The organism is Microbacterium sp. 22296 (genome assembly GCF_052045385.1).
In the GTDB taxonomy this organism is placed as follows: domain Bacteria; phylum Actinomycetota; class Actinomycetes; order Actinomycetales; family Microbacteriaceae; genus Microbacterium.
Window position 1 is genome coordinate 21,829 of the sequence record NZ_JBQEOS010000010.1, and the last position, 26,358, is coordinate 48,186.

27 protein-coding genes and 1 pseudogene are annotated in these 26,358 nt (G+C 70.1%); 11 read left to right on the plus strand and 17 right to left on the minus strand.

The features are described 5' to 3' along the window. Positions 1–49: 49 nt before the first annotated feature. From ACTJJP_RS15275 to ACTJJP_RS15285, 3 genes are all read left to right on the plus strand, one after another. The gene (locus ACTJJP_RS15275) at positions 50–394 is read left to right on the plus strand and encodes an ArsR/SmtB family transcription factor (RefSeq protein ID WP_440775834.1); all 345 of its coding nucleotides are present in this window, start codon (positions 50–52) and stop codon (positions 392–394) included. A gap of 252 nt (positions 395–646) precedes the next feature. Continuing rightward, the gene (locus ACTJJP_RS15280) at positions 647–2,311 is read left to right on the plus strand and encodes an FAD-dependent oxidoreductase (RefSeq protein ID WP_440775835.1); all 1,665 of its coding nucleotides are present in this window, start codon (positions 647–649) and stop codon (positions 2,309–2,311) included. Beyond that, positions 2,308–2,616: a metal-sensitive transcriptional regulator gene (locus tag ACTJJP_RS15285; RefSeq protein WP_440775836.1), complete on the plus strand. Its 309-nt coding sequence runs from the start codon at positions 2,308–2,310 to the stop codon at positions 2,614–2,616. The genes ACTJJP_RS15280 and ACTJJP_RS15285 overlap by 4 nt, the downstream gene beginning before the upstream one ends. A gap of 69 nt (positions 2,617–2,685) precedes the next feature. On the opposite strand, the gene ACTJJP_RS15290 is transcribed toward ACTJJP_RS15285, so the two are convergent. Beyond that, positions 2,686–3,285, minus strand: coding sequence for a DUF305 domain-containing protein (locus tag ACTJJP_RS15290; RefSeq protein ID WP_440775837.1), 600 nt, complete (start codon positions 3,283–3,285; stop codon positions 2,686–2,688). Between the two features lie 383 nt (positions 3,286–3,668). Then, complete coding sequence (locus ACTJJP_RS15295; protein WP_440775838.1) at positions 3,669–4,886, minus strand: ATP-binding protein; 1,218 nt, start codon at positions 4,884–4,886, stop codon at positions 3,669–3,671. Between the two features lie 305 nt (positions 4,887–5,191). Between ACTJJP_RS15295 and ACTJJP_RS15300 the strand changes: the two are divergent. Beyond that, a pseudogene (locus tag ACTJJP_RS15300) lies at positions 5,192–5,530 on the plus strand (ArsR/SmtB family transcription factor); the annotation flags it as partial. A gap of 145 nt (positions 5,531–5,675) precedes the next feature. Continuing rightward, on the plus strand, positions 5,676–6,653 hold the full coding sequence (locus tag ACTJJP_RS15305; protein ID WP_440775839.1) for an SRPBCC family protein: 978 nt from the start codon (positions 5,676–5,678) through the stop codon (positions 6,651–6,653). 140 nt (positions 6,654–6,793) lie between these two features. On the opposite strand, the gene fdhA is transcribed toward ACTJJP_RS15305, so the two are convergent. From fdhA to ACTJJP_RS15325, 4 genes are all read right to left on the minus strand, one after another. Beyond that, a complete protein-coding gene (gene fdhA / locus ACTJJP_RS15310) occupies positions 6,794–8,011 on the minus strand; it encodes a formaldehyde dehydrogenase, glutathione-independent (protein ID WP_440775840.1) in 1,218 nt (405 codons plus the stop codon). Between the two features lie 187 nt (positions 8,012–8,198). Continuing rightward, the gene (locus ACTJJP_RS15315) at positions 8,199–8,390 is read right to left on the minus strand and encodes a hypothetical protein (protein WP_440775841.1); all 192 of its coding nucleotides are present in this window, start codon (positions 8,388–8,390) and stop codon (positions 8,199–8,201) included. A gap of 76 nt (positions 8,391–8,466) precedes the next feature. After that, positions 8,467–8,922 (minus strand): Fe-S cluster assembly sulfur transfer protein SufU, encoded by a 456-nt coding sequence (sufU, locus tag ACTJJP_RS15320; protein ID WP_440775842.1) that lies wholly within the window; start codon positions 8,920–8,922, stop codon positions 8,467–8,469. Then, the gene (locus tag ACTJJP_RS15325; protein WP_440775843.1) at positions 8,919–10,181 is read right to left on the minus strand and encodes an aminotransferase class V-fold PLP-dependent enzyme; all 1,263 of its coding nucleotides are present in this window, start codon (positions 10,179–10,181) and stop codon (positions 8,919–8,921) included. The genes sufU and ACTJJP_RS15325 overlap by 4 nt, the downstream gene beginning before the upstream one ends. 295 nt (positions 10,182–10,476) lie before the next feature. Here ACTJJP_RS15325 and ACTJJP_RS15330 point away from each other — a divergent pair, with 295 nt between their 5' ends. Together ACTJJP_RS15330 and ACTJJP_RS15335 are read left to right on the plus strand one after the other, a co-directional pair. Next, complete coding sequence (locus tag ACTJJP_RS15330; protein WP_440775844.1) at positions 10,477–10,737, plus strand: hypothetical protein; 261 nt, start codon at positions 10,477–10,479, stop codon at positions 10,735–10,737. Positions 10,738–11,361: 624 nt separating this feature from the next. Further along, positions 11,362–11,838: a hypothetical protein gene (locus ACTJJP_RS15335; RefSeq protein ID WP_440775845.1), complete on the plus strand. Its 477-nt coding sequence runs from the start codon at positions 11,362–11,364 to the stop codon at positions 11,836–11,838. Positions 11,839–11,937: 99 nt separating this feature from the next. On the opposite strand, the gene ACTJJP_RS15340 is transcribed toward ACTJJP_RS15335, so the two are convergent. From ACTJJP_RS15340 to ACTJJP_RS15355, 4 genes are all read right to left on the minus strand, one after another. Next, positions 11,938–12,840: an N-acetylglucosamine-6-phosphate deacetylase gene (locus ACTJJP_RS15340; protein WP_440775846.1), complete on the minus strand. Its 903-nt coding sequence runs from the start codon at positions 12,838–12,840 to the stop codon at positions 11,938–11,940. 66 nt (positions 12,841–12,906) lie between these two features. Continuing rightward, positions 12,907–13,317, minus strand: coding sequence for an RbsD/FucU family protein (locus ACTJJP_RS15345; RefSeq protein ID WP_440775847.1), 411 nt, complete (start codon positions 13,315–13,317; stop codon positions 12,907–12,909). 25 nt (positions 13,318–13,342) lie between these two features. Then, positions 13,343–14,311, minus strand: coding sequence for an aldo/keto reductase (locus tag ACTJJP_RS15350; protein WP_440775848.1), 969 nt, complete (start codon positions 14,309–14,311; stop codon positions 13,343–13,345). Further along, entirely contained in the window at positions 14,298–15,584 is a 1,287-nt protein-coding gene (locus ACTJJP_RS15355; protein WP_440775849.1) for an L-fuconate dehydratase, read from the minus strand. Before ACTJJP_RS15355 ends, ACTJJP_RS15350 begins: the two co-directional genes overlap by 14 nt. A gap of 102 nt (positions 15,585–15,686) precedes the next feature. Here ACTJJP_RS15355 and ACTJJP_RS15360 point away from each other — a divergent pair, with 102 nt between their 5' ends. Continuing rightward, entirely contained in the window at positions 15,687–16,544 is an 858-nt protein-coding gene (locus tag ACTJJP_RS15360) for a fumarylacetoacetate hydrolase family protein (RefSeq protein ID WP_440775850.1), read from the plus strand. Then, entirely contained in the window at positions 16,541–17,359 is an 819-nt protein-coding gene (locus ACTJJP_RS15365) for an SDR family NAD(P)-dependent oxidoreductase (protein WP_440775851.1), read from the plus strand. The genes ACTJJP_RS15360 and ACTJJP_RS15365 overlap by 4 nt, the downstream gene beginning before the upstream one ends. On the opposite strand, the gene ACTJJP_RS15370 is transcribed toward ACTJJP_RS15365, so the two are convergent. Next, on the minus strand, positions 17,260–18,225 hold the full coding sequence (locus ACTJJP_RS15370) for an amidohydrolase family protein (RefSeq protein ID WP_440775852.1): 966 nt from the start codon (positions 18,223–18,225) through the stop codon (positions 17,260–17,262). The genes ACTJJP_RS15365 and ACTJJP_RS15370 overlap by 100 nt on opposite strands. A gap of 27 nt (positions 18,226–18,252) precedes the next feature. Between ACTJJP_RS15370 and ACTJJP_RS15375 the strand changes: the two genes are divergently transcribed. After that, positions 18,253–18,957: a FadR/GntR family transcriptional regulator gene (locus ACTJJP_RS15375; RefSeq protein ID WP_440775853.1), complete on the plus strand. Its 705-nt coding sequence runs from the start codon at positions 18,253–18,255 to the stop codon at positions 18,955–18,957. A gap of 16 nt (positions 18,958–18,973) precedes the next feature. On the opposite strand, the gene ACTJJP_RS15380 is transcribed toward ACTJJP_RS15375, so the two are convergent. After that, a complete protein-coding gene (locus ACTJJP_RS15380) occupies positions 18,974–19,744 on the minus strand; it encodes a glucosamine-6-phosphate deaminase (RefSeq protein WP_440775854.1) in 771 nt (256 codons plus the stop codon). A gap of 118 nt (positions 19,745–19,862) precedes the next feature. Here ACTJJP_RS15380 and ACTJJP_RS15385 point away from each other — a divergent pair, with 118 nt between their 5' ends. Continuing rightward, complete coding sequence (locus ACTJJP_RS15385) at positions 19,863–21,674, plus strand: glycoside hydrolase family 35 protein (protein ID WP_440775855.1); 1,812 nt, start codon at positions 19,863–19,865, stop codon at positions 21,672–21,674. 59 nt (positions 21,675–21,733) lie between these two features. Here the strand turns inward: ACTJJP_RS15385 and ACTJJP_RS15390 are convergent, their stop codons facing one another. From ACTJJP_RS15390 to ACTJJP_RS15410, 5 genes are read right to left on the minus strand one after another with little or no spacing between them, the layout of a single operon-like run. Then, positions 21,734–22,756 (minus strand): LacI family DNA-binding transcriptional regulator, encoded by a 1,023-nt coding sequence (locus ACTJJP_RS15390; protein ID WP_440775856.1) that lies wholly within the window; start codon positions 22,754–22,756, stop codon positions 21,734–21,736. A gap of 47 nt (positions 22,757–22,803) precedes the next feature. Beyond that, positions 22,804–24,249, minus strand: a complete 1,446-nt coding sequence (locus tag ACTJJP_RS15395) for an alpha-L-fucosidase (protein ID WP_440775857.1) — start codon at positions 24,247–24,249, stop codon at positions 22,804–22,806. Further along, entirely contained in the window at positions 24,246–24,452 is a 207-nt protein-coding gene (locus tag ACTJJP_RS15400; RefSeq protein WP_440775858.1) for a DUF6903 family protein, read from the minus strand. The genes ACTJJP_RS15395 and ACTJJP_RS15400 overlap by 4 nt, the downstream gene beginning before the upstream one ends. Further along, entirely contained in the window at positions 24,449–25,396 is a 948-nt protein-coding gene (locus ACTJJP_RS15405; protein ID WP_440775859.1) for a carbohydrate ABC transporter permease, read from the minus strand. The genes ACTJJP_RS15400 and ACTJJP_RS15405 overlap by 4 nt, the downstream gene beginning before the upstream one ends. Then, positions 25,396–26,301 carry a carbohydrate ABC transporter permease gene (locus ACTJJP_RS15410; RefSeq protein WP_440775860.1) on the minus strand — a complete coding sequence of 302 codons (906 nt, stop codon included), beginning with the start codon at positions 26,299–26,301 and terminating at the stop codon, positions 25,396–25,398. The genes ACTJJP_RS15405 and ACTJJP_RS15410 overlap by 1 nt, the downstream gene beginning before the upstream one ends. Between the last annotated feature and the right edge of the window lie 57 nt (positions 26,302–26,358).

Genomic DNA, 26,358 nt, shown 5'->3' on the forward strand with positions numbered 1-26,358 from the left:
ATCGTGCCCGTATCCATCGATGGATGTCAATATCGACTACTATCGATGTATGACCACGCTGCCGCTCCTGCCGTCCGCTGCCTGCTGCGTGTCCAGCGGGGGCGCCCCGATGTCGGTCGCCGACGCCGCAGGGCTCGCCGGGCGGCTGAAGGCCCTCGGTGACCCGACGCGGCTGCGCCTGCTGTCGATCGTCGCGAGCGCTGCCGAGCAGGAGGCCTGCGTGTGCGACCTCACCGAGCCGGTCGGGCTGTCGCAGCCCACGGTGTCGCACCACCTCAAGGTGCTGACCGAGGCGGGGTTCCTCACGCGCTCGAAGCGCGGAACGTGGGCGTACTACCGGCTCGTGCCCGGTGCACTCGATGCCGTCGCCGGGGCGCTGCGCATCGACGCCTGAGTCGACTCAGCGCCCGAACAGCCGGTAGAAGAACCCGCCGCCCTCGGCGGCGGCCTGCTTCTCGTGCCCCTCGCAGCGGTCGCGCCGGGGAACGCCGGCCATCACCTGATCGACGTGCTGACCGCACCCGGCCCACGTCGCTTTCCCACACGTCTTGCACGTCACCTGTCGGCACATCTTCGGCATCCTTCCGTTCTCGGCCGCGGTCGCGACCGGCCTCGACTATACCCCCGGGGGTATAAAGTGGATGACATGAAGACGGTCATCATCGGCGGGGTCGCGGCGGGAATGAGTGCGGCGACGAGGTTGCGGCGACTCGACGAGACCCGCGAAATCACGGTCTACGAGCGCGGCGCGTACGTGTCGTTCGCGAACTGCGGACTGCCGTACCACGTGGGCGGGGTGATCGCGGAGCGCTCGTCGCTCCTTCTGCAGACGCCGGAATCGCTCGCATCCCGCTTCGCCCTCGACGTGCGCGTGCGGCACGAGGTGGTCGCCATCGACACGGCCACTCGAACGGTGACCGTGCGCGATATCGATGCGGCCACCGAGAGCGTCGAGACGTACGACGACCTCGTGATCGCCACGGGGGCCGCAGCTGCTCCGGGGCCGTCCGCGGGGGCCGTTCCCACGCATACGCTGCGCAGTGTCGACGACGTCGACCGCGTGCTCGAGGTGCTCGCCGACGCCGGTCCGCAACCGAGCGTCGTCGTGGCGGGAGCCGGCTTCATCGGGCTCGAGGCGGTCGAGAACCTCGTCGCGCGCGGCGCGCGAGTGACCCTGGTGACGCGCGGTCGGCAGGTGCTGTCGCCCCTGGATGCCGAGATGGCCGCGCCGCTGCTGGCCCTCCTCCGTGAGCACGGCGTCGACGTACGGCTCGGCGCGACCATCGTTGGTGCGGAGCCGGGGCGCGTCCTCCTGGATGACGGCGGGACCGTCGAGGCGGTGCTCGTCGTCGAGGCGAGCGGAGTGCGCCCCGATCGTGGCCTCGCCGAGGCCGCCGGTCTCGAGGTCGGTCCGACCGGCGGGATCGCCGTCGACGCACGGCAACGGACTTCCGCCCCGCACGTCTGGGCCGTGGGCGACGGCGTCGAGAAGCGCGACCACGTCGACGGCGAGCCTGCGCTGGTGACCATGGCGGGCCTGGCCAACCGCCACGGCCGGGCGGTGGCCGACGACATCGCGGGCCTCGAGCCGGCCCCGGCGCGTCCCGCGCTCGGCACCGCCGTGCTGGGACTGTTCGGCGCGACCGTCGCCTTCGTCGGGTGGAGCGAACGCCGACTCATCGCCGATGGGCGGGCGCACCGCGTCATCCACACGCACCCGGCCTCGCACGCGACCTACTACCCGGGGGCGCAGGCGATGGCGATGAAGCTGCTCGTCGATCCCGCGTCCGACCTCATCCTCGGGGCGCAGATCGTCGGTGGCGACGGCGTCGACAAGCGCATCGACGTGATCGCCGTGGCCATGGCGGCGGGGCTGACGGCATCCGCTCTCTCGCAGCTCGAACTCGCCTACGCTCCGCAGTACGGCTCGGCGAAGGACCCCGTCAACATGATCGGGTACGTCGCGCAGAACCTCGCCGAGGGGACGACGGATGCCGTGCAGTGGCACGAGCTTCCGGCGGCGCTCGACGCCGGGGCCGCCCTCGTCGACGTGCGCACCCCCGCGGAGTTCGCCGCGGGGGCCATCCCGGGGGCGGTCAACCTACCGCTCGACGAACTGCGCGAACGGCACGGCGAGATCGCCGACGGCCCGGTGATCGTGCACTGTCAGGTCGGGCAGCGCGGGCACACGGCCGCGCGGCTGCTCACACAGCTCGGGTACGACGTGCGTAATCTCGACGGCGGATACCGCACCTGGCTCGCCGGCCGCGAGGCGATGTCCTCGACCCTCGCTGAAGGAGAACACGCATGAGTGACCGCAGCCTCCACGATCCCCAGGCCGTCAAGAAGGTCGCCAACCGCCTGCGCCGCGCACAGGGGCAGCTCGCCGCCGTGATCGCGGCGGTCGAGGGCGGCGGCGACTGCCGCGAGGTCGTCACCCAGCTCGCCGCGGTGAGCAGCGCGATCGACCGCGCGGGTTTCGCGATCATCTCCACGGCGATGAAGCAGTGCATCACCGAACCGGATGCCGACGATGCCGAGGCCTCGGCCGACGCCGACGCCCCCGGCCGGCTCACGGTCGAGGAGCTCGAGAAGCTCTTCCTCACGCTCGCCTGAGCGGGCCCCGCCCCCGTCGACCGAGGAGGGTGGGGGCGAAGCGCCACGGCGCCCCGCCCCCACCGCTGCTCACGGGGAGGCGAGCAGATCTTTCATCGTGGCGATCTCGGCCGTCTGGCCGTCGACGATCGAGCGGGCCAGGTCGACGACCTCGCTGTCCTGTCCGTCGTCGATCTCGTCCTGGGCCATGTCGACGGCACCCTCGTGGTGCTCGATCATCTGCTCGAGGTACAGACGGGCGGCGTCGCCGCCCTCGGCATCCGCGAGCTCCTGCATGTCGGACTCCGACATCATCCCGCCGTGGTCCATGCCGCTCATGCCCTCGCTCATCGACACGCCCCAGTCCGAGAGCCAGCCCTTCATCGTCTCGATCTCGGGGCCTTGGGCGGCCTTGATCTGCTCGGCGAGGGCGGTGACACGGTCGTCGACACCCGCCTTGGCGAGCAGGGTGTCCGACATCTCGATGGCCTGCTCGTGGTGCGGGATCATCATCGTGAGGAACAGGATGTCGGTCTCCGACGCCTCGGCGGCCGTGGTGGCCGTCGCCATCGGGCCGGAGCCGTGATCCATGCTGGGCATGGATCCGGATCCGCTCGTGCCGGAGCATCCCGCGAGGGCGAGCACGGCGGCCAGGGGGAGGGCGGCTGCGGTTGCGGATCGGATCTTCATGTGGTTGCTCCTTCGTCGTTCACCCGCGTGCGGGTGGAGGGGGATCGCGGAGAGTCTCGAGCGCCGCGTGTGCGTGGCGTGGGGAACGCCGATGTGAGGGTCGTTCAGGGGCCCTCCTTCCCTGCTGACCCGACGAGCGTATACCCCATGGGGGTATTGGAAGGCAGCCTTGCGGCGGGAGCTTCCTGTGATCTCAATCGTCGGTCGGGGATCATCGAGATGCCGCCGCCCGCGGACTGTCGAGAACGCGGTGAGATGGCACTGGTCGTCAAGACCAGCAGGCGTTTCAGGCGAATGCTGGCGGACTTTGTCGTGACATTTTCCGGACGCGGGTGACGGTCGTCGACGAAACGAGCGCGACGGGGTGAGTCGCACGCACGTCATCAGATCTTGGGGCGGCGGCGCTGGACCGGGGGTACCTCGAGTTTGGGAACCGCGCGGAGCATGAACTTGTCGAAGTCGGGCACCGTGAACGCTGCATATCCATGCTCCGGCGTGTAGAGCAGTCCCATTTCGATGAGTTCCGCGCGAGTGGGACCGAGCTGGGTCGAGTCGCGCTCGAGCAATCGCGCCACATCCGAGGCCTTTTGGGGCTCGGGGCCCAGTTCGGCCATCGCGCGCATGTACGCGGTCTGAAGAGGTGTAGCGCGATCGAGGCGAACTCGAAAGAAGGAGCTGTCGAGCTTGGCTTCATACGCTTCTTGCGCCAGTGTCACGTCTTCTCGTGTGATCCGGTTGTTCCGGGCGATGTTCCACACCTGATACCCGAGCTCTTGGATGAAATAGGGGTAGCCGCGAGTGATATCGACGGCGAGATCGACAGCGTCCCCGTCGTAGACGGCCCCTTCCGCGGCGGCCGGCTCGGTGAGTGCGGTGCGTGCGTCAGCGTCATCCAGCGAATCGATCCGCGGGAACTTGAAGAGTCGCTCGGCGTACGACTTCGCATCGCCAGCAAGCTCGGCTATCTGCGGCAGGCCGGCGCCGACGAACGTGACCGGGAGCTTGCGTTGCACGGTCTTGTGGATGGATTGAATGAGCGCTTCGAGTTGCGTTGCGGCGAGGAACTGTACTTCGTCGATGAGTATCGCGACACCCTTGCCCTCTTCGGCCGCGGCTTCCCCGATAGCGGTGAGGACATCGGTGAGGTCCATGCCCAGGTCGCCGTGGTCGCCCAATCCCTCAGCCGGAGGAACATCCCATGACATCGACCATGTTCCCTGCTGGTCGACGGATACCGCGAACGCGCTCAGGACCTCGGCTGCCCTGCGGCCGCGGGCTGTCCAACGCGCGCGGGGAGAAAGCCGCAAGAGCGCCGCCTTCAGCTGCGAGAACAGAGCCTGTCGGAACTTCCCATCTTCGTGTTTGCTGGCCTCGAACTCGACGACCTCCCATCCGGCGCCCCGCGCAATTTGCTCGAACCTGTTCAGGAGGACGGTCTTACCGACGCCGCGCAGTCCCGTGATGATCATCGATTGCTCCGAACGCCCGCGCTGGAGTCGACGGAGAAGAACTTCGAATGACGCGGTCTGATCGTCGCGTCCAATCAGGGCCTCTGGTGAGGCTCCCGCGTTCGGTGTGTACGGGTTGTCAAGGTTGTCCACGGTGGGATCTTAGCAGCCTTACTGTGCTTTATTAGATTTAAATAAAACAGTCTAAGACTCCAAAAAATAGGTAGATCCCCGCGGGCGGCGAGGGTAGGAGGGGCCCGGCGGGGTCCCTCTATCCGGGTGCGTTCCTCTTCCCCGGCGAAGAGCAACCCGTCGGCGGCGGGGCGTTGTGGCGCCAGGTGTAGTTCGACCACCCGCGCATGTCACGCACGGCCGGTTTGTGTCGCCCGGACGCGTCCCCGACAGCCGGTGTCGAACCCTCTTGCGACGCCCTTCGATCACCGCTAACGTGCAACCAAATGGTTGAACAACAGAGCGACGCCGACATCGACCGGGTGTTCCACGCCCTCGCCGATGCCACGCGGCGCGACATCGTGCGGCGCACGCTGGTCTCCGAGCAGTCGGTGACCCAGCTCGCGGCGGCCTACGCGATGTCGTTCGCGGCGGTGTCGAAGCACATCGCCGTGCTCGCCGAGGCGCGGCTCATCACCAAGCGCGCGGAGGGGAGGGTGAGGCTCGTGCGTGCCGATCCGTCCGCGATCGCCCGGGCGCAGCAGCTGCTCCGCTCGTACGAAGACCTCTGGCGCGGGCGCGTCGACCGGCTCGACGCGCTGCTGTCCGAAGAGGCGGATGCCGCGGCATCCACAGCGGTCCCGCCCACAGCGTCACCGGGTGGAGCGGCATCCACCCCTCGACCCGCCGCGGTTCCGCCCCAAGGGGCCCCGCCCGCCACGGCATCCGTCCCCGAAACCCCCGCGCCCTGACCCGACGAAGGAGTCCGTCATGCCCGTCACATCCGTCGAGAGCGACACCGAAGCGCTCACCATGACCCTGATCGCCGACTTCGCCGTCGGCCCGGACCGCCTCTGGGCGGCGTTCACCGACCCGCGTCAGCTCGAACGCTTCTGGGGTCCTCCCGGGTGGCCGGCGACGTTCGACGCGTTCGACTTCACGGTCGGCGGGCACGCGAAGTACCACATGACGTCTCCGCAGGGTGAGCGCGCGGGCGGAGCGTGGGAGTTCACCGCGATCGACGAACCCCGCGGGTTCGAGGTCATCGACTCCTTCGCCGACGAGAACGGCGAGCCCCTCGAGGGGATGCCGTCGATGCGCATGGTCTTCTCGTTCGAGGCCACGCCCGAGGGCTCGCGGATGACGAACGTCAGCCGCTTCGACTCCGTCGAGGCTCTCGAGCAGGTCGTCGCGATGGGCGCCGTCGAGGGCTCGACCCTCGCGATGAACCAGCTCGACGCCGTGCTGCAGGGCCTGCGGGAGTTCGCCCAGGGTAAGGGGACGCGGCTCGAGATCCTCGACGACCAGCACGTGCGCATCACACGCCTGATCGACGGCCCGCGCGAGCTGGTGTGGCGCGCGCACGTCGACCCCGACCTGATGCGGCAGTGGATGCTCGGCCCCGACGGCTGGCGCATGACCACGCACGAGGTCGATCGGCGCGTCGGGGGTGGATACCGCATCGCCTGGGCCCCCGAACCCGGCACCGAGGGGGAGCCCTTCGGTTTCGACGGTGAGATCCTGCTGCTCGACGATCCCCGGCGCATGGTGCAGACCGAGCACATGACCGGCACCGACTTCCCCTCGACCGTGAACGATCTGTCGCTTTACGAAGAGGACGGGGCGACGCTGCTGACGCTGCTGATCGAGTATCCGGATGCCACGACCCGCGACATGGTCCTGGCCACCGGCATGATCGACGGCATGGAGGAGAGCTACCGCCGCATGGAGCGCGTGGTCATGGGGTGAGGGGGATGCCGCGGCGCCGAGGCCGCGGCATCCCGCCCTCGATCGGGCCCCGGTCGAAGCTCGAAGTCGCACGCGGTGCTCGCGGACTCCGCCGGGAGGTCTGCGAGCACCGCGCCGTTCTGCGAGCTCCGGGGCGAGCGTCAGCTCGTGATGTACCCGTTCGGGTTCAGCACGTACTTGCGCGGGGCGCCCTTGTCGAAGTCGGCGTAGCCCTGGGGGGCTTCGTCGAGTCCGATCGGGGTGGCGTTGACGGCCTTCGCGATCTGCACCTTGTCGTGCAGGATCGCCATCATCAGCTGCCGGTTGTACTTCATGACGGGGCACTGACCGGTCGTGAACGACAGCGATTTCGCCCAGCCGAGACCGAGTCGCAGTGACAGCGATCCGACCTTCGCGGCCTCGTCGACCCCGCCGGGGTCGCCCGTGACGTACAGACCCGGGATGCCGACCCCGCCGCCCGCCGCGGTCACCGTGAACAGCGAGTTGAGCACCGTCGCCGGGGCTTCGTGGCCCGCATCGGCCCCATGGCCGCGTGCCTCGAACCCGACCGCGTCGACCGCGGCATCCACTTCGGGGACGCCGAGGATCTGCTCGATCTGCTCTCCCGGGTCGCCCTTCGACACGTCGACGCTCTCGAACCCGAGCGAGCGCACCTGCGCGAGGCGCTCCGGGTTGAGGTCGCCGACGAGCACCGCGGCCGCACCCAGCAGCTGCGCGCCGACGGCGGCGGCGATGCCCACCGGTCCCGCGCCGGCGATGTAGACCGTCGATCCAGGGCGGACGCCCGCGGTGTAGGCGCCGTGGAAGCCCGTGGGGAAGATGTCGGACAGCATCGTGAGGTCGAGGATCTTCTCGAGCGCCTGCTCGCGGTCGGGGAAGACCAGCAGGTTCCAGTCGGCGTAGGGCACGAGCACGTACTCGGCCTGGCCGCCGACCCACCCGCCCATGTCGACGTAGCCGTAGGCGCTGCCGGGGCGGTCGGGGTTCACGTTGAGGCAGATGCCGGTCTTGCCCTCTTTGCAGTTGCGGCAGCGGCCGCACGCGATGTTGAACGGGACCGAGACGATGTCGCCGACCTTGACGAACTCGACGTCGGGTCCGACCTCGACCACCTCGCCGGTGATCTCGTGACCGAGCACGAGCCCGGCCGGAGCCGTGGTGCGCCCGCGCACCATGTGCTGGTCGGAGCCGCAGATGTTGGTGGAGACGGTGCGCAGGATCGCACCGTGGGGGACCTTGCGGCCTACGTTCGCCGGGTTGACGCCCGGCCCGTCCTTCAGCTCGAACTCGGGGTAGTCGGTGTCGATGACCTCGACGACTCCGGGCTCCTTGTACGCGACTGCTCTGTTCCCTGACATCTTCGTCCTCTCCGGCCGGTCGCCCGACCGATCGTGTCGTGCAGACGGGATCCATGGACCCCCGCCGCGCGGCATCCGGTGGGGTGCATCGACGCGGCGTCTAGGTTCAGACAACGCCGCGGTCGAGCTTCGGACAAGACGGGTGCGGCTTCGTGCCGCGAGGCGTAAGGTTCAGGGTTCCGGAGTGTCAGGCTCCGGGTGCCGCCCGCCGCACGAGACCGCGGATCGTCTCCTCGACCTGGGGCGTGACCTCGACCACCGCGTACGACACCGGCCACATCGGTCCGTCATCGAGCTGGCCCGTGTCGTCGAAGCTCACCGTGCCGTAGCGGGTCTTGAACGTGGATGCCTGAGCTCGTGCGGATCGCTGAGGTTGCATACGGCGAACTCGTCCGCGCGCGGGAGTTACGCCTAGACCGGGCACCGCGAGCACGCCGCGCCCGACGCTCCGCGGATCAGGCCTTCCGCAGCCCCTCTTCCAGTGCGACCCACGCGAGCATCGCGCACTTCACACGCGCGGTGTACTTCGACACCCCCGAGAGGGCGGCGGCGTCGGCGAAGGTCTCCTCATCGAGAGGGATCTTGCCGCGCGAGCGCAGCGACTCGCGGAACCGCTCGATCAGGGCCTGGACGTCGGCGGTCGGCATCCCGTCTTCTCCACCGTCTTCCTGCAGCAGGGCGACGAGCATGGATGCCGACGACTGCGAGATCGAGCATCCCGCGCCCTCCCAGGTGACGGATGCCACGCGGTCGCCCTCGACGTCGACGCGCAGCGTGATTTCGTCGCCGCAGATCGGGTTGCGCTGGTGAACGGTGGCGCTGTGCGCTCCGGGCTCGGCGAGACCGAAGCCGCGGCGGTTCTTCGCGTGGTCGAGGATGAGCTCCTGGTACAGCGACTCGAGCCCGCTCATGCGCGTGCTCCCGTCGTGCCGGCGCCGACGCCGAAGAACCCGCGAACGCCGGAGACGGCGTCGAGGAACGTGTCGATCTCGGCCTCGGTCGTATGGATCGCGGCGCTCGCGCGCACCGACGCGGTCATACCGAAGCGGCGGTGCAGGGGCTGCGCGCAGTGGTGTCCCACGCGCACGGCGACCCCGCGACTGTCGAGGAACTGCCCTACGTCGTGCGCGTGGACCCCCTCGACGACGAAGGCCTGCAGGGCGACGCGCTCAGCGGCATCCGTGTCTCCGAGCAGGCGGATGCCGTCGATCGAGCGGAGTCCCTCGCGCATTCTCGTCTCGAGCACGGCCTCGTGCGCGTGGGCGGCGGCGAGGTCGTGCTCCCCGAGCCATCTCACCGCGGCGGCCAAGGCCACGGCCTGCGACACCGGCTGCGTCCCGGCCTCGAAGCGCTGCGGCGGCGGAAGGTACTCGGCCTCATCGAGGGTGACGGTGGTGATCATCGACCCGCCGGTGGTGAACGGCGGCAGGGATTCGAGCACCTCGTCGCGACCCCAGAGGGCGCCGATGCCGTAGGGGCCGTAGACCTTGTGTCCCGAGAACACGGCGAGGTCGACCCCGGATGCCGGCAGGTCGAGCGCGAGGTGCGGAGCCGACTGGCACGCGTCGAGCACGGTCAGAGCGCCGACGGCGCGGGCGAGGGTGACGAGCTTGGCGACCGGGTTCACGATGCCGAGGACGTTGGAGACGTGCGGGAAGGCGACGACCTTCGTGCGCTCGCCGATGAGGTCGGCCGCGGCGTGCATGTCGAGCATGCCGTCGTCGAGCACGGGTATGTGACGCAGGCGCGCGCCGGTGCGCCGGGCGAGCTCCTGCCACGGGATGAGGTTGGCGTGGTGCTCGGCCTCGGTGACGACGATCTCGTCGCCCTCGCGCAGGCGCCCCGCGTATCCGAGGGAACCCGCGACGAGGTTGAGGCCGGCGGTGGCGCCGCTCGTCCAGACGAGCTGCTCGGGCTCGGCGCCCACGAATTCGGCGACCGTGATGCGGGCGTCTTCGAACAGCTCGGTCGCCTCGGCGGCGAGCGTGTGGGCGCCGCGGTGCACGGCCGAGTTCGCCCGCTCGAGGAAGTCGCGCTCGGCGTCGAGCACGGCGCGCGGCTTCTGGCTGGTCGCCCCCGAGTCGAGGTACACGAGGGGCCGGCCGTCGATCTCGGTCTCGAGGATCGGGAAGTCGGCACGCGCGGCGGCGACGTCGAAGGAAAGGGTCACCCTTCCAGGCTACGGCGCGGGGGTCGATCCGGCGCGGCGGAGCCCGGCGTGCGCTCGTCCGCTCGCCGACGGTGGGAGCCGCCTCCGGCGCGATCGAGCGGGGCTCCCGGCCTTCGCAGTACATAAATTGTCGCATGTGAATTGCTGTTCGTCGGGGGAGCGTCGCCGCAATTTCGCCCGATGGCATAAACCGAGACGTCATGTCCGGGGAATTCCTCGCCGAATACGGACGCTGCCGTCCGGCGGTGACGGGACAGGAAATACGGACGTAAATCCCCACGGTTAATATGCCCGCGTGGAAGAATCAGAGAACAACCAAAACCTGCCGGGTCTCGACGAATTCCTACGTGCTCGAGGGTGGCGTCGGCGACGTCGCGGATCGGGGTGGGAGACCGGAAGGCGGTTGCGCTCCGCGCGTCTGATCCCCGGGGCCGATGCGACCTTCGCGCTCAAGATCGGCGGCTTGTCCTTCGTCCTGCCCGACGAGATCGCCGTCCGGGACTTCCTCGCACAGGCCGAGCCGAACACCGACAGCGAGCGTCCGTCACCGGCGTGATGTCCGGATCATCGATCGGCGGCTTTTCCTCCGAGGCGTATCCGTCGCAGGCGTGTCTCGCCCGTGCGGGCGCGCCGTCGAGACGGCGATACTTATACGGTCTGGGTGGGCATCGGGTGCTCGGTTAAGGTGGAAAGACTCGCCTTATGCATAACACCGGGACAACCTTGACTCGACCCTCAGCCGGATCCGATAACGACGTTATTTGCGCACGACTATCGAGAAGTTTCGGATTTCACGTTCACGAAGCCCGCCAGAGTCTGGGATACAGCCAAGAAGAAGCCGCGCACGCTGCGGGCATCGCCGCACCGGCCTTCGGACGCATCGAACGTGCGAGATTCACACACACCGCCTGGGTCAACCCCACGCTGGAGACTCTGGTGCGCATTCACACCGCATTCGATCTGCATCCCTACCGGTGGATCCGCGCCGCGCGCACCGACATACCCGCCGCCGACGGAAAGTTTCCTCCCCGCTGATGGCACCGCTTCGCACCGGGCGAGCCCGCTCCCGCGGCGACGCGATGCGTGTCGCCCGCGGAAAGGCGTGAGGAGCACCCTCACCTCCGCATGGGAATCGTGAGCACGACGGGCGCCGCGGCCACCGCGGCGTAGACCGGATGCCATGACCCTCACCGCTCTGCTTCCCACCCTCAGATCCAGCATCCCGGCGCCCTTCGATGCGGCGGCGTGGCCGGCCGGCTCGGCGCCCACGCTCGACGACGTCACCGTGAGCGCGATGTCGATCGGACGCTATGCCGACATCTGCGGCACACCCTGCGTGTGCACGGGACCCGCCGTCATCCCGGCGTCGGGCGGGGTGGCATCGGCGACGCTCTCGACGACCGTGATCGTGGCGACGGTGGTGCACGCCACCGCCGACGCGCTGCGCCTCGACGCGTGCGCCGCGGGACTCGATGTGGTGTGGCGCGAAGCGCGTCTGCTGGGCCGCGTGTCGCACGCGTACGACGAGCCCTTCGCCGTGATCGACGCGCACGGCAGCGAGGCGTGCGCCACGGTCGTGCTCCCCGGCGACGTGAAGGTCGGCGACCGCATCGCCGTTCCCTGCCCCGGATGCCACACCCTCGGCGAGGTGCGCTGATGCTGCTGCACTCGATCGTGTTCGCGAGCCGCTGCGCGCGGGTTCAGGCGGAGGTCGACGCCGGCGCGGATGACGAGGACGAGCGAGCGCCTCGACCGTTCAGTCTGCCCTGAGCAACCGCGCCGGCACCGTGGAGGCCGCGGCGCGAGCGAGGTCGCGGGGGACGCCCGCGGCCGTCGCCACCTCGATCGCGCGCTCCATCGTCAGGGTGGAGCCGGCGAGGGTGTCCGTGCCGGCGAGCACGGGGCGCCCGTCGTGCACCTCGACCTCGAGACCGCCGAGGCTGTAGCCGCCGTCGCCCAGCCCCGTCGCCGACATCGCGTCGGTCACGAGAGCGATGCGGCCCGGTGCGGCGGCGAACAGCGTGCGGATCACCACGGGGTGGACGTGGATACCGTCGGCGATCACTTCCAGCACGACGTGATCCCGCTCCAGTGCGGCGCCGACCGGGCCGGGGGCACGGTGGCCGAGACCCGGCATCGCGTTGAACGCGTGCGTGAGCAACCGCGCGCCGCGGTCGAACGCCGCGGCGGCGGTGTCGTGGTCGGCCTGCGTGTGCCCCACCGCGACGGTGACCCCCGCCGAGACGAGGGTCTCGATGGCATCCATCGCCCCCGGAAGCTCGGGAGCGATCGTGATCTGGCGCAGGATGCCGTCGGCCGCCGAGAGTAGCCGATCGACCGTCTCCGCCGTCGGGGCGGCGAGGGCGCGCGGATCGTGCGCTCCCCGGCGCGCGTCGGCGAGAAACGGCCCTTCCAGGTGCACTCCCGCGACCGACGGCAGCGAGGACGTCATCCCGCGGATCTCGCTCAGACGCTTCTCGAGTCGATCGATCGGTGCGCTCACCAGGCTGAGCAGCAGCGTCGACGTGCCGTGCGCGCGGTGGAATGCGACCGCGGCCTCGACGCCCTCGAGGTCGGCGTCGTCGAACGCGTGCCCGAGCGCGCCGTGGCAGTGCAGGTCGACGACCTCGATCGCGGCGGGGCGTTCCGGGGTGCTCATGCGTGATGCTCCTTGGCGGGCGGGCGGTCTGGCAGACGGGCGGGCGATCGGTGCGGGCGCCCGGGGTCAGCCGGAGACGACGCCCTTGCGCAGTAGGGCATTGGCGTAGATCCGCGTCTCGCCCGTGCGCACGATCAGGTACGCGGTGCGGGCGACGTCGTAGTAGGCGAAGCGTTCCACGAAGCGCGTGCCCTCCGCGCCGACAGCGGCGGCCTCGATGAGCTCTCGCTGCACGTCGAGGACCGCGCCGTCGGCCGACCGCATGAGGTCGAGCGCGGGCTCATCGTCGGCGGGGATCACGCTGCGGATCGCGCCGAGCACCGCGGGAGACGTGGTGCCCGGCAGATCGATCACCCGCGCGCCGACGGTGAAGGCGGGGAAGTGCGCGTCGGCGACGACGACCGCGTCGGAGTGGCCCATCCGGTCGAGGTGCAGAAGCATCTCGCCGGTGAGCAGGGGATGGATGCCGGACAGCATGGGGGCCTTCCTGGTCGTCGAGGGGTCAGGGAATCAGTCGGGCGCGGGTGAGGTCGTCCCAGAACCGCTCGGGAACCTCCGCGCGCCAGGAGTCGGCGTTCTGCTGCAGCTGCGCGGGACGGCTCCCGCCGATCACCACTGTCGTCACGAGCGGCTCGCGCGCGACGAAGGCGAGGGCCGCGACGGGGAGCGGAACCCCGTGCGCCCGGCACACCTCGAGGATCCGTTCGAGTCGCGTCCACACGGCATCCGGGACCCCGCCGTACTCGTACCGGGCGTCTCGGGACGGCGTGTCGTTCGCGAGGAGGCCCGAGTTGAACACCGAGGCCGCCACGATCGTCGTGCCCCGCTCGCGGCACGCGGGGAGCACCTCCGCCGAGGCGGGCTGTTCGAGCAGGGTGTACCGCCCGGCGACCATCACCTCGTCGAGATCGGCGCCGCGCACCGCGGCCGCGAGAGCGGCGGCATCCATCGACCCCACGCCGATGCGGTCGACCCGCCCCTCGGCGCGCAGGGCCTCGAGCGCGGGGAGCGCCTCTCTCAGCGCCTGGTCGAGATCGTGCTTCTCGGGATCGTGCAGGTAGAGCGTGTCGATGTGCTCCAGTCCCAGTCGTTCCCGCGACTCCTCGAGGCTGGCCGCGATGCCGGCGGCGGAGAAGTCCCACACCCGCCGCAGGTCGGTGCGGACGTGGAACGAGTTCTCGAGATCGAGTCCGCCGTCGTCGGTCGGATTCGATCGGAGCAGGCGCCCCACCTTCGTCGACACGGTGAACTCGTCGCGCGGCTTGTCGCGCAGGAACGCCCCGAGCCGTCGCTCGGACAGACCCAGGCCGTAGTGCGGTGCGGTGTCGAACGCCCGGATGCCGGCATCCCAGGCCGCGGCGAGGACGGCGTGCGCGTCATCGTCGCTCAGCACGCGGTGCAGGTTGCCGACGTTCGCCGCGCCGTAGGCGAGGGCCGCGCCGTCGCGGAGCGGAAGGTCAGACGGCGACATGGCTCCCCGTCCAGGTGTACGCCTCGCGGCTCGCCTGCAGCATCTCCATGCCCGCCCCCGGCGCCAAGGGCGCGCGGTACGCACCCTCGCCGATCACCACGGGGACGGTGAAGTGCTCGTGCAGGTGGTCCACGTACTCGATCATGCGCCCTTCGCGCTCGCCGGAGACGGCCACGTAGTCGAACATCGAAAGGTGCTGCACCGCCTCGCACAGCCCGACTCCGCCGGCGTGCGGGCAGACGGGGACGCCGAACTTGGCGGCGAGCAGCAGATTGGCGATGTTCTCGTTGACCCCGCCGACGCGCGCGGCGTCGATCTGCATGACGCCGATCGCTCCGGCCTGCAGCAACTGCTTGAAGATCACGCGGTTCTGCGCGTGCTCGCCGGTGGCCACACGGATGGGCGCGACGCCCCGGGCGATCTCGGCATGGCCGAGCACGTCGTCGGGGCTGGTGGGCTCTTCGATCCACGCCGGTCCGAAGGGGGCGAGGGCGTTCACCCACGCGATCGCCTCGGAGACCTCCCACCGCTGGTTCGCGTCGATGGCGATCGGGAAGTCGGGGCCGCACGTCTCGCGCGCGATCCGCAACCGCCGCACGTCGTCGTCGAGGTCGGCACCCACCTTGAGTTTGATCTGGCCGAAGCCCTCGGCGATGGCCTCGCGGCACAGGCGCTCGAGCTTCTCGTCGGAGTACCCCAGCCACCCCGGCGAGGTCGTGTAGGCCGGGTAGCCGCTCTCGAGCAGCTGCGCCTCGCGCTGCGCGCGCCCGGGCTCCGCCCTATTCAGGATGCCGAGGGCCTCGTCGGGCGTGAGCGCGTTGGTGAGGTAGCGGAAGTCGACCAGCGCGACGATCTGCTCGGGGGTCATGCGCGCGAGCAGCTGCCAGAGGGGGAGGCCCGCCCTCTTCGCCTTGATGTCCCACAGGGCGTTGACGGCGGCGCCGATGGCCATGTGCATCACGCCCTTCTCGGGCCCCAGCCACCGCAGCTGCGAATCGCCGACGAGCTCGCGCCACACGCCGCCCATGTCGTCGAGCAGCGGCTCGACCTCGCGACCGACCAGGAAGGGCGCGAGCGCGTCGATGGCCGCGACCTGCACGTCGTTGCCCCGCCCGATCGTGAAGACGAACGCGTGGCCCTCGTCCTCGTCGGTCACGACGCGCACGTACGCCGCCGAGTAGTCGGGATCGGGGTTCATGGCGTCCGAGCCGTCGAGGCTCAACGAGGTGGGGAATCGGACGTCGGTCGTCTCGAGCGCGACGATACGGCTCATGGTGCTCCTTCAGGCGGGGGCGGCGGCCCGTGCGGGCTAAACATCCGATGTCTATACTGGCACACGCCGACGGTGCATCGTCGGTCGAGACGAGGAGGACGCATGAGATTCGCACGCATCGGCGAGCGGGGGCACGAGGTGCCCGTGGTCGTGGTCGACGGTCGGTACCGGGACCTGCGGTCCCTGACGCTCGACATCGACGCCGCCTTCTGGGAGAGCGACCCCGTCGACCTGGTCTCGCGCGCCCTCGCCGAGGGGACGCTCCCCGAGCTCCCGGATGCCGCCGATACGCGGATCGGTGCGCCGATCGCGCGACCGGGAGCCGTCGTGTGCGTCGGTATGAACTACGCCGCCCACGCCGCCGAATCCGGCTCCCTCCCGCCCGAGCAGCCGGTGATCTTCCTCAAGGTGCCCAACACCGTGTCGGGTCCGAACGACGACGTCGAGCTCCCCCGTGACGGCGACAAGACAGACTGGGAGGTCGAGCTCGGGATCGTGATCGGGCGGGAGACGTCCTACCTCGACTCGCCCGACGAGGCCGAGGCGCATATCGCGGGTTTCGTCCTCGTCAACGACCTGTCCGAGCGCCGGTTCCAGCTCGAAGTCTCGGGCGGACAGTGGTCGAAGGGCAAGTGCGCCCCGGGGTTCACCCCGACGGGGCCGTGGGTGGTCACGCCCGACGAGGTCGACACGGGCGACCTCCGTCTCCGCAGCTTCGTCAACGGCGCCCCGCGGCAGGACTCGAACACGGGCGACATGATCTTCTCCGTCGCGCATATCATCTGGCACCTGTCGCAATTCATGACGCTCGAACCCGGAGATCTCGTGCTCACCGGGACCCCCGAGGGCGTCGCCCTGTCGGGACGCTTCCCGTACCTTCAGCCCGGCGACGAGGTCGAGATCTCCATCGACGGTCTCGGCGCGCAGCGCCAGCGCTTCTCGGCGTGGAGCCGGTCGTGACCGCGGCGGTGCGCGGGCAGCTCGACGGTCTCCGCGCGATCGTCACGGGCGGGGCGTCGGGGATCGGCGCCGCCATCGCCGAGCTGCTGGCCGACTCCGGAGCGTCGGTGGCGATCCTCGATCGCGACGTCGACGCGAACGCCGGGATCGCGGCATCCGCGTCGACCGACGATCGCGATCACACCGGAGAGCGCATCGCCGCCTTTCGGGCCGACGTGTCGGACCGCGCGAGCGTCGAGGCCGCCGTCGCCGCGATCGAGGAGCGGTGGGGCGGAATCGACATCGTCGTCAACAACGCCGCGATCGGCGCGCAGGGCGACATCGCCGCCAACGACGACGACGAGTGGGCGCGCGTGCTGTCGATCAACGTCACGGGCGTCGCGCGAGTGACGGCGGCCGCCCTGCCCGCTCTCCGCCGCTCCCCGGCCGCCGCGGTGTGCAACGTGGCGTCGATCGCGGCGGGTGCCGGGCTCCCGCAGCGCGCGCTGTACAGCGCGTCGAAGGGCGCCGTCGCCGCACTGACCCGGGCGATGGCGGCCGACCACATCCGTGAAGGGATCCGCGTGAACGCGGTGTCGCCCGGCACCGCCGACACACCCTGGGTGCGCCGACTGCTCGAGGCGGCGGACGACCCGGTGCGCGAGCGGGCGGCCCTCGAGGCGCGGCAACCCCACGGTCGCCTCGTCTCGGCGGCCGAGGTCGCCGGCGCCGTGCTCTACCTGGTCAGCCCGCTGTCCGGGTCGACCACCGGCACCGTGCTCGACGTCGACGGCGGCGTCTCGGGGCTGAGACTGCGTCCCGTCGCCGAGAAGTAGAAGTCCTCGCCGTTGCGGGAGAGGACGGCATCCCTCCCCTCGGCTCCGAGGCGGTCGAGCGCCCACGCGCCGACCGCCTCGAGCCACCGGTGCGGGTGGGTCCGCTCGGACACGGGCCAGTCGCCGCCGTAGAGCAGCCGCTCCGGACCGAAGGCGTCGAGGGCCACGTCGAAGAACGGCTCGACCTGCGCGACGCTCCACGGCCCGTCGGCCTGCGCCGGTAGCCCGGAGATCTTGACGTGCACCGACGCCCTCTGCGCGAGTTCATCGAGATCGCGGTGCCAGTCGGACCACCGCGGGTCGTTCGGCCGGCGCGCGCTGCCGACGTCGGGTTTGCCGAGGTGGTCGAGCACGATGGCGAGTTCCGGCACGGCGTCGGCGAGGGCGATCACGTCGGGCAGCTGCGACGGCCGGACGCACGCATCGAAGGGCAGGCCGCGCTCGGCGAGGAGTCGGGCGCCCGCGACGAAGTCCGGGAGCCGCGCGAAGCCGGCGGCCTCGCCCTGCAGAGACCTGCGGACCCCCACGACCAGGGGCTGAGCGAGGAGGCGGTCGAGGTCGTGGCCGGCTCGCCCGCCGCGTTCGAGCGGGGCGTGCGCGACGATGCCGCGGACTCCGCAGTCACCGGCGATCGACGCGACCCACGCGACCTCGTCGAGTGCGTGAGCGGGGTCGCACTCCGCCTGCACGAAGACGGATGCCGTCGGGGTCGACGCGCCCGCCCACGCGGCCCGATACTCGTCGGGCCCGAAACGGCGGTCGAGCTCGCCCTCGAGCCAGGGGTACGGCAGGAGCGCGGGGTCCCACAGGTGGAGGTGCGTGTCGAGGACCGCGGTGGTGAGGGCGGACGGGCGCGGCCCGGTCATCGGATGTCTGCGGCCTATCATTGCGGAATGTCCCTGACCGACGACGCGATCGCCCAGATCAAAGCCATGATCGTCAGCGGTGAGCTGCGTCCCGGCGACCGCCTGCCGCCCGAGAAGGACCTGGCCGAACGGCTCGGGCTGTCGCGCAACTCGCTGCGCGAGGCGGTCAAGGCGCTCGAGGTCATCCGCGTGGTCGACGTGCGGCGGGGCGACGGTACGTACGTCACGAGCCTCGAGCCGGCCCTGCTCCTGGAGGCCATCTCGTTCGGATTGGACCTGCACAACGACCGGTCGGTGCTCGAGCTCTTCGCGGTCCGGCGGATCCTCGAGTCGCACGCCGCGGGACTGGCGGCCCAGAGAGTGGATGCCGCGCAGATCGCCGCCCTCGTCGACGAGGTCGACGCGGTCGACGGTGCCACCTCGCTCGACGAGCTCGTCGCCCACGACGTGCGTCTGCACCGCCTGATCGCGACGTTCTCGGGCAACCGGTACCTGGCGGGGCTCATCGAGTCGCTGTCGGCGAACACGGTCCGCGCGCGGGTGTGGCGGGGTCTGACGCAGGAGGGTGCGGCGGAGCGGACGCTCGTGGAGCATCGGGCCCTCGTCGAGGCGCTCGCGGCCCATGACGTCGAGCGTGCGTCGGTGCTCGCGAGCGCCCACGTGTCGGGCGTGGAGGAGTGGTTGCGTCGCGCGGCCACCGGGGGAGAGCCCCCGGCGGCATCCGCGCGCTGATCGTCTCCCATGGTCGTCACACCTGCCAGTCCGGGCGGTGGGCGAACACCTCGTCGTAGTACGCCCGCAGGCGCAGGTCTACTGCGGCCGCGTCGTCCACGACGACGGTCACGTGCGGGTGCATCTGCAGCACGGACGCGGGGCACATCGCCGTCACCGGGCCCTCGACGGCCGCGGCCACCGCCGCGGCCTTGCGCGAACCGATCGCGACGAGCACGATCTCTCGGGCGTCGAGGATCGTGCCGAGGCCCTGGGTGACGCAGTGGCGGGGCACGTCGTCGGGGGAGTCGAAGAACCGGGCGTTGTCCCGCCGGGTCTGCTCGGTGAGGGTCTTCACGCGTGTGCGGGATGCCAGCGACGAGGTCGGCTCGTTGAAGCCGATGTGGCCCGTGGTGCCGATGCCGAGGATCTGCACATCGACTCCACCCGCCGCCGCGATGAGCTCCTCGTACCGCGCGCCCGCGGTCCGCAAGCCCTCGACGGCGCCGTCCGGGACCTCGACGCGGGCGGGATCGAGGCCCAGCCGGTCGGTCACCTCGCGAGCGATGACCGATCGATAGCTCTCCGGGTGGCCCGGCGGGAGTCCCACGTACTCGTCCAGCGCGAAGGCGCGGGCGGCGCGGACCGCCGGGAGGGCGCGACGCTCGAGCGCCTCGTAGACCGGGAGGGGAGACGACCCCGTCGCGACGCCGATGACGCGGAGCGCACCCTCCTCGGCGCGTCGCTGGACGATGTCGGCCGCGTACTCGCCCGCGGCCCTCTGGTCGGTGGTGATGACGACCTGCATGGGTGTCCCTCCGGTCGGGATTCTCTTGGTCTCACGGATGGGATGTCAGCCGTGGAGATTTATGGCATCGATGCCAATAATATGTCAGACTGGCCGGGTTCCGACAGGATTGGCCACCGTGACTGACACTCTCCCTCGCCCTCTCGCCGCTGCAGCCCCCGTTGCTCCGACGCCCACGCTGACGTGGGCCGAGAACCGCCTGATGCGCGACGGCGCTCCGACCCGACTGCTGTCCGGATCCGTGCACTACTTCCGCATCCACCCCGATCAATGGCGCGACCGTCTGCAGCGGGTGAAGGACCTGGGGCTCAACACCGTCGACACCTACGTGCCGTGGAACTTCCACCAGCCCCGTCCCGACGAGGCCCCCGACTTCACCGGATGGCGCGATCTCGAGCGCTTCCTGCTCATCGCGGCCGACCTCGGTCTGGACGCCACGGTGCGCCCCGGTCCCTACATCTGCGCCGAGTGGTCCAACGGCGGACTGCCGGTGTGGCTCACTGCTCGCGGCATCCCCCTGCGATCCTCCGACGAACGCTTCCTCGCACCGGTGCGCGAATGGTTCGCGCACCTGCTGCCGCGTATCGCGGCCCTGCAGGCGAACGTCGGCGGGCCGGTCGTGGCGGTGCAGGTCGAGAACGAGTTCGGCAGCTTCGGCGACGATCGCTCGTACCCGGCCACGATCGCGCGCGGACTGCGCGACCACGGCATCACCGAGCTGCTGTTCACCGCCGACGGGCCGACCGAGCTCATGCTCGACGCCGGAGCGGTCGACGGCATCCTGCAGGGGCTGACCCTGGGCTCACGCGTCGGCGCCGCGCGGGATCTCGCGCGCACCCGGCGTCCCGACGAGCCCCTCCTCGTCGCCGAGTACTGGAACGGCTGGTTCGACCACTGGGGGCACCCCCACCACGTGCGCGGATCGGTCAACGCGGCCGAGACCCTGGCCGCGATCGTCGAGGACGGCGGCAGCGTCGCCCTCTACATGGCCCACGGGGGCACGAACTTCGGGCTGTGGGCCGGTGCCAACCGCGTCGACGGCGAGCTCCGCGGCACGGTGACCAGCTACGACTCCGACGCCCCGATCGCCGAGGACGGCACCCTCACCGAGAAATTCCACGCGATGCGCGAGGTCCTCGGCGCGACCGCGCCGATCGTCTCGCTGCCCCCGCGCATGGTCGCCCCGCAGCAGGTCGAGATCCTCCTCGGCGCGGGCCTCGACGAGGCGCTCGCCGCGCTGGCCCGGGCGCCGCGGCCCGTGGCATCCACCGTCGCTTTCGAAGAACTCGGTCAGGACTCCGGGATGCTGCTGCTGTCGGCCGACGTGATGCTGCCGACCGGCGAGATCGACCTCGTCTTCCCCCGCGTCGCCGACCGGGCGATGGTCCGGGTCGACGGCCGGCCCGTGGGCACGGTGGCCGAGTCGGGCACCGTCACCGTCACGGGAACGGGCGCCGCCGCGCGCATCGACGTCGTCATCGACAACCTGGGCCGCGTCAACTACGGATGGTCGCTGGGCGAGCGCAAGGGCCTGCTGGACCCGGTGCTGGTGCAGCGCCGCATCGTGCAGAAGTGGCAGGCCGCGCCGATCGACGTCGCCGCGGCCGACGAGGCGACGATCGCTCGACTCGGAATCCCCGGAGAAGCGGATGCGGCGGGTGGCGCGACCGCGATCTTCCACCTGCCGGAGTCCGCCGACGCGCACCTCGCCCTGCCCGGTTTCGCGCGCGGGTTCGTGTGGATCAACGGCTTCCTGCTGGGCCGGTACTGGGAGATCGGCCCGCAGCAGACCCTCTACGTGCCGGCGCCTCTGCTGCACGCCGGTGCGAACGTGGTCACCGTGCTCGAGCTGGAGCGACGCGGCACCCGCCTCGAACTCCGCGATCGCCCCGAGCTCGGTCCTGAAGAGGAGTACATCGAGCACTTCTGAGCGTGTCGGTGCGCCGAGACGGCGGTGCACCGACACGGCCCCTGCGGGAGCCGCTCGGCTCAGCGACGAGCCGTGCTGGCGCGGATGACGAGCTCGGGCGAGACGGTCACCCGCGTCCGCTCGACGCTCGGGTCGTCGATGGCCGCGAGCACGTGCTCGACGGCGATCCGTCCCATCTGCTCGAACGGCTGACGGATCGTCGTCAGCGGGGGGTGCGCGTATTGCGCGAGGGGGATGTCGTCCATCGACACCACCGAGACGTCTTCGGGAACGCGGCGCCCCTGTTCGGCGAGCGCCCGGAGCAGGCCGAACGCCATCTCGTCCGACGAGGTGAAGACGGCGGTGGCATCCGGCATGCGGGCGACGATGAGGCCGTTGCGATATCCCGACTCGGCGGTCCAGTCGCCGTGCAGCACGGGGGGCACGGACCGGCCGGCGTCGCGCAGGGCGGCCTCCCACCCGGTCGTGCGTCCCGAGGCGTCCCGCCACGACGAGGGTCCGGCGAGGTGCCAGACCGTCTCGTGTCCGAGTTCGAGCAGGTGCTCGGTGGCGAGGCGTCCGGACTGCTCCTGGTCGAGGGCGACGACGTCGTCTTCGGAGGAGCTCGAGCCGTCGATGACCGCGGTCGGCAGGCCGTTCGTGACGCGGCCGAGGGCGAGCTCGTCCCAGATGGGGACGGCGACGATCAGGCCGTCGACGCCCTGGTCACGCAGGTGCTCGACCCCGTCGGTGATGGCGGCGGGTGAGACGGACGTCGTTCCCGCCGCGCTGACGAAGTAGCCGCGCTCGCGTGCGGCCCGGTTGACGCCGAGCATGATCGCGGCCGGGGCGTACTGGTCGGACTCGTGCGTCAGCACACCCAGGGTCATGCTGCGTCCGGTGACGAGGGCGCGGGCCAGGCCGGTGCGGCGGTAGCCCGTCCGCTCGACGGCTTCCTCGACCTGCAGGCGGGTGACGTCCGACACGTTCGGGTGGCCGCGGAGCACGCGCGACACGGTCTGCGGAGAGACGCCCGCCACGGTGGCCACGTCGGCCATCGTGGGTGCGCGCATGCGTCGGTTGACGCCCTGCTCCGTGGTCATGTGCCCGATGCCCCCCTTCGCGGCGCGCCCTGCGGCGACCAGAACTCTCATGCTAGCCGCGCGTCATGGGCGCCCGCGAGAAGACGAGAGGGGGTGAGAACGGAGAGCCGACTCAGATGCACGGTCCCGCGGGCGCCGACGACGCGGAGGTGCGCCGCGCGCACGCGTCGTCGCGGGAGATCGACGATCCGCCGATACCCGACGGCGTGCACCACGAGGGCGGTGCGGGTGGTGCCGTCGACGTCTTCGAGGTCGACCTCCAGGTGCTCGATGAGCTGGCCGCGGCTGATGTCCTCGTCGAGGATGATTCCGTCGATCTCGACCGGTTCGTCCCACCTCACCGTGACGGTGTCGCCCTCGCGCAGGTCGAGGGTCGCCTCCGGGGTGGGCAGGGGGATCGTCCGACCCGACGTGGTGGCTCGGGCCCGCGGGGCCCGGTCCCGCTCGGCGAGTTCTGCGATGAGCGCACCCAGTCCACGGAGTGCCTCGACGTCGGGGGCCGAGATCACGCCGCTCGCCTCCGGGGGGATGTTCAAGAGGAACCCGCTGTTGCCGCCGACGCTGCGACGGTAGATGTCGTACAGCTCGCGCGCCGGGCGCACCTGATCGTCCTCGGCGGGGTGGTGGAACCACCCCGGACGGATGGAGGTATTCACCTCGGCGGGGTACCAGACGAGCTCGTCATCGGTGGCTTCGAGCGCGGTGCGCGAGCCGAGATCCTCTTCGTCGGAACGCACCATGCGCGCGAACGCGGCGTCGTCCTGCTGCTGGGAGCGGGATGCCACCCGCTCGGCGTCGCGGAGGGACGCCGGCACCACGCTCCACTCGTCGGGGCGTGTGTGGCCGGCCTCGTTGCCGCACCAGCGGACGTCGGGGCCGCAGACGCTGATGACCGCGTCGGGCTGCAGCCTGCGCACGACCTCGTAGTACCGGTCCCAGTCGTAGGTCTGGACGCGGCCGTCGGGCCCTTCGCCGTTGGCGCCGTCGAGCCAGACGGTGGAGATCGGGCCGTACCCGGTGAGCAGCTCGGTCAGCTGGGCGACGAAGAAGTCGTCGTAGGGGGCACCGCTGCCGTAGCACGCCTCGGTGCGATCCCACGGCGACAGGTAGACGCCGAAGGCGAGCCCGTGACGGGCTGCGGCCTCGGCCGTCTCGCGCACCAGATCGCCGTGTCCGTCACGCCAGGGGCTCGCCGCCACGGTGTGCGCGGTGAGGGCGCTCGGCCACAGGCAGAACCCGTCGTGGTGCTTGGCCGTGAGGATGACCCCTCTCGCCCCCGAGGCGGCGATGCTCTGCATCCACTGGTCGGTGTCCACGTTCGACGGATCGAACAGGGCGGGGTCCTCGTGTCCGAGTCCCCACTCCCGGTCGGTCATGGTGTTCATGCCGACGTGGATGAAGGCGGTGAACTCCCGCTGCTGCCAGGCGAGCTGACGGGCGGAGGGAAGGACGCCGGCGGCTTCGCGGACACGGGTCGAGAGGGGTGCGGTCACCGAAATCTCCGGTTGTACAGGGCGAGCAGAGCGATCAAGCCGGCCAGACCGGCCATCATCGCCAGGAAGTTCGGCCAGCCGACCGTCTGCTGGTTGACGATCACGATGACGACGCAGGCCACGAAGACGACGATCGCGACGAAGCCGGTGAGGACCTCGCGGACGTCGATGCTCCGGCGGGGGCGGGGATCGGGGGCGGTCATTTGATTCCTCCTCCTCCGACCGACTGCAGGAGCCGGCGCTGGATGATCGCGTAGAAGACGATGACGGGGACCATGACGATCACCATGCCGGCGTACAGCACGCCGTAGTCGGCGGCGGCGCGCTGGGCCTGGAAGAGGTTCAGCAGACCCACCTGAAGCGTCTTGGAGTCGCCGGGCACGAGCGTCAACGAGATGATGAAGTCGTTCCAGTAGGCCAGGAAGTTGAACAGCAGCGCCGTGCTGATAGCCGGCAGCGCCAGGGGCAGCATCACCGACACCATCGTGCGCAAGCGCGAGCTCCCGTCGAGCATCGCCGCCTCCTCGTACTCGACCGGGATGGTGCGGAAGAAGGTCGAGAGGAGGTAGATCGTGAAGGGGAGCGACGTAGCAGCGTAGACGAGGGCCAGCACGGCGAGGTTGTCGATGAAGACGCCCTCGGGGAAGAGCCCGCGCAGCGCGCGGTCCCATCCCAGCAGCTGCAGGAAGATGGGCACCACGATGTAGTTCACGTTGATGAACAGGCCCGCGAGGATCGCGACTTCGAGCACGGACTTGCCGCGGAACTCGAAGCGAGCGAGCACGTAGGCCGCCGGAACGGCCACGACGAGCGAGATGGCCAGGGCCAGGACCGTCACAAAGATCGAGTTGACGAAATAATCGCCCATGCGTGCGTTGACGAAGGCGTCGACGAAGTTCTGCATGTGCACGCCGAGGGGCAGGGCCCACGGGTCGCCGTAGAACTCGGGACGGGTCTTGATGGATGCCATGAAGATCCACGCGGTGGGCACGATGATCGCCGCGCACAGGGCGATCATTATCGCGTTGACGATCGTGCGGCTCACACGGCCGCCCGACCGGGTGGAGCCGGGCGGCACGGGGGTGAATCGTCGGCGCGGAGCCGGCGTCGGCGCGTCTTGACGAACGGGGGTGAGGTTCAGAGCCATCAGAACTGGTAGACCTCTCGCTTGGTGGCGCGGTTGATGATCAGCGCGAGCACGAACGAGAACACGAAGATCACCACGCCGATCGCCATGCCGTAGCCGTAACTGGAGTTGGTGTACGCCTGGCGGTACATGTAGTTGAGCAGCACGTCGGACGAGCCGTTGGGGCCGCCGTCGGTCAGCGCCCGCACGAGGACGAACGCCAGGTTGATCGACGAGATGATGAAGAACGTCAGCGTCGTGCGGAGCGTGCTCCACACCAGGGGCAGGGTGATCGTGAAGAACGTGCGCACGGGGCCCGATCCATCGATCGAGGCGGCCTCGTACACCTCGGCGGGGATCGAGCTCATGCCGGCCAGGTAGAGCAGCACGTAGTAGCCGATGGACTGCCACAGCATCGCGATCGCGATGCTGTACATGATGATGCCCTCGTTGCCGAGCCACACCTGCGTGAGATGACCGAGCCCGACCGCGGACAGGAAGTTGTTGAGCAGGCCGCTCTGCTGGTCGTAGACCGCCGAGAAGATGGCCGCGACCACGACGATCGACAGCACGCTCGGCAGGTACAGGACGAAGCGGTAGAAGTTCCGGCCCTTGAGGCGCGGGTTCATGAGGAGGGCGGCGATCGCGAGCGCGCCGGCCATGGTGACGATCGTCACGACGACCAGCAGCAGCAGGGTGTTCTGCAGGGATCGCAGGAACTGGGTGTCACCGGCCAGGGCGATGAAGTTGTCGAGTCCGATGAACCGCGCCGTGCCGGTGAAGCCGGTCCACTGGAACAGCGACATCCGGAAGACGTCGACGGTGGGGATCACCATGAACACGACGTAGAGAAGGAACGCCGGGGTCAGGCAGAGGAAGATGAAGCGACCTCGACCCCGCGTGAGTGCGGAGGAACGACGGGACATGGGGGCCTCTCGGGGGAGCGAACACCGGTCGCCCGCCGGTGTGAACGGCGGGCGACC

Coding starts and splice junctions, on each gene's coding strand:
- ACTJJP_RS15350 (WP_440775848.1), bottom strand. CDS start 14,311: ATGTCGCCGTCTGACCTTCCGCTCCGCGACGGCGCGGCCCTCGCCTAC.
- ACTJJP_RS15275 (WP_440775834.1), top strand. CDS start 50: ATGACCACGCTGCCGCTCCTGCCGTCCGCTGCCTGCTGCGTGTCCAGC.
- ACTJJP_RS15280 (WP_440775835.1), top strand. CDS start 647: ATGAAGACGGTCATCATCGGCGGGGTCGCGGCGGGAATGAGTGCGGCG.
- ACTJJP_RS15355 (WP_440775849.1), bottom strand. CDS start 15,584: ATGAGCCGTATCGTCGCGCTCGAGACGACCGACGTCCGATTCCCCACC.
- ACTJJP_RS15345 (WP_440775847.1), bottom strand. CDS start 13,317: ATGCTGTCCGGCATCCATCCCCTGCTCACCGGCGAGATGCTTCTGCAC.
- ACTJJP_RS15390 (WP_440775856.1), bottom strand. CDS start 22,756: ATGACCACGGAGCAGGGCGTCAACCGACGCATGCGCGCACCCACGATG.
- ACTJJP_RS15290 (WP_440775837.1), bottom strand. CDS start 3,285: ATGAAGATCCGATCCGCAACCGCAGCCGCCCTCCCCCTGGCCGCCGTG.
- fdhA (WP_440775840.1), bottom strand. CDS start 8,011: ATGTCAGGGAACAGAGCAGTCGCGTACAAGGAGCCCGGAGTCGTCGAG.
- ACTJJP_RS15305 (WP_440775839.1), top strand. CDS start 5,676: ATGCCCGTCACATCCGTCGAGAGCGACACCGAAGCGCTCACCATGACC.
- ACTJJP_RS15285 (WP_440775836.1), top strand. CDS start 2,308: ATGAGTGACCGCAGCCTCCACGATCCCCAGGCCGTCAAGAAGGTCGCC.
- ACTJJP_RS15370 (WP_440775852.1), bottom strand. CDS start 18,225: ATGACCGGGCCGCGCCCGTCCGCCCTCACCACCGCGGTCCTCGACACG.
- ACTJJP_RS15315 (WP_440775841.1), bottom strand. CDS start 8,390: ATGCAACCTCAGCGATCCGCACGAGCTCAGGCATCCACGTTCAAGACC.
- ACTJJP_RS15410 (WP_440775860.1), bottom strand. CDS start 26,301: ATGTCCCGTCGTTCCTCCGCACTCACGCGGGGTCGAGGTCGCTTCATC.
- ACTJJP_RS15375 (WP_440775853.1), top strand. CDS start 18,253: ATGTCCCTGACCGACGACGCGATCGCCCAGATCAAAGCCATGATCGTC.
- sufU (WP_440775842.1), bottom strand. CDS start 8,922: ATGAGCGGGCTCGAGTCGCTGTACCAGGAGCTCATCCTCGACCACGCG.
- ACTJJP_RS15360 (WP_440775850.1), top strand. CDS start 15,687: ATGAGATTCGCACGCATCGGCGAGCGGGGGCACGAGGTGCCCGTGGTC.
- ACTJJP_RS15335 (WP_440775845.1), top strand. CDS start 11,362: ATGACCCTCACCGCTCTGCTTCCCACCCTCAGATCCAGCATCCCGGCG.
- ACTJJP_RS15380 (WP_440775854.1), bottom strand. CDS start 19,744: ATGCAGGTCGTCATCACCACCGACCAGAGGGCCGCGGGCGAGTACGCG.
- ACTJJP_RS15400 (WP_440775858.1), bottom strand. CDS start 24,452: ATGACCGCCCCCGATCCCCGCCCCCGCCGGAGCATCGACGTCCGCGAG.
- ACTJJP_RS15340 (WP_440775846.1), bottom strand. CDS start 12,840: ATGAGCACCCCGGAACGCCCCGCCGCGATCGAGGTCGTCGACCTGCAC.
- ACTJJP_RS15405 (WP_440775859.1), bottom strand. CDS start 25,396: ATGGCTCTGAACCTCACCCCCGTTCGTCAAGACGCGCCGACGCCGGCT.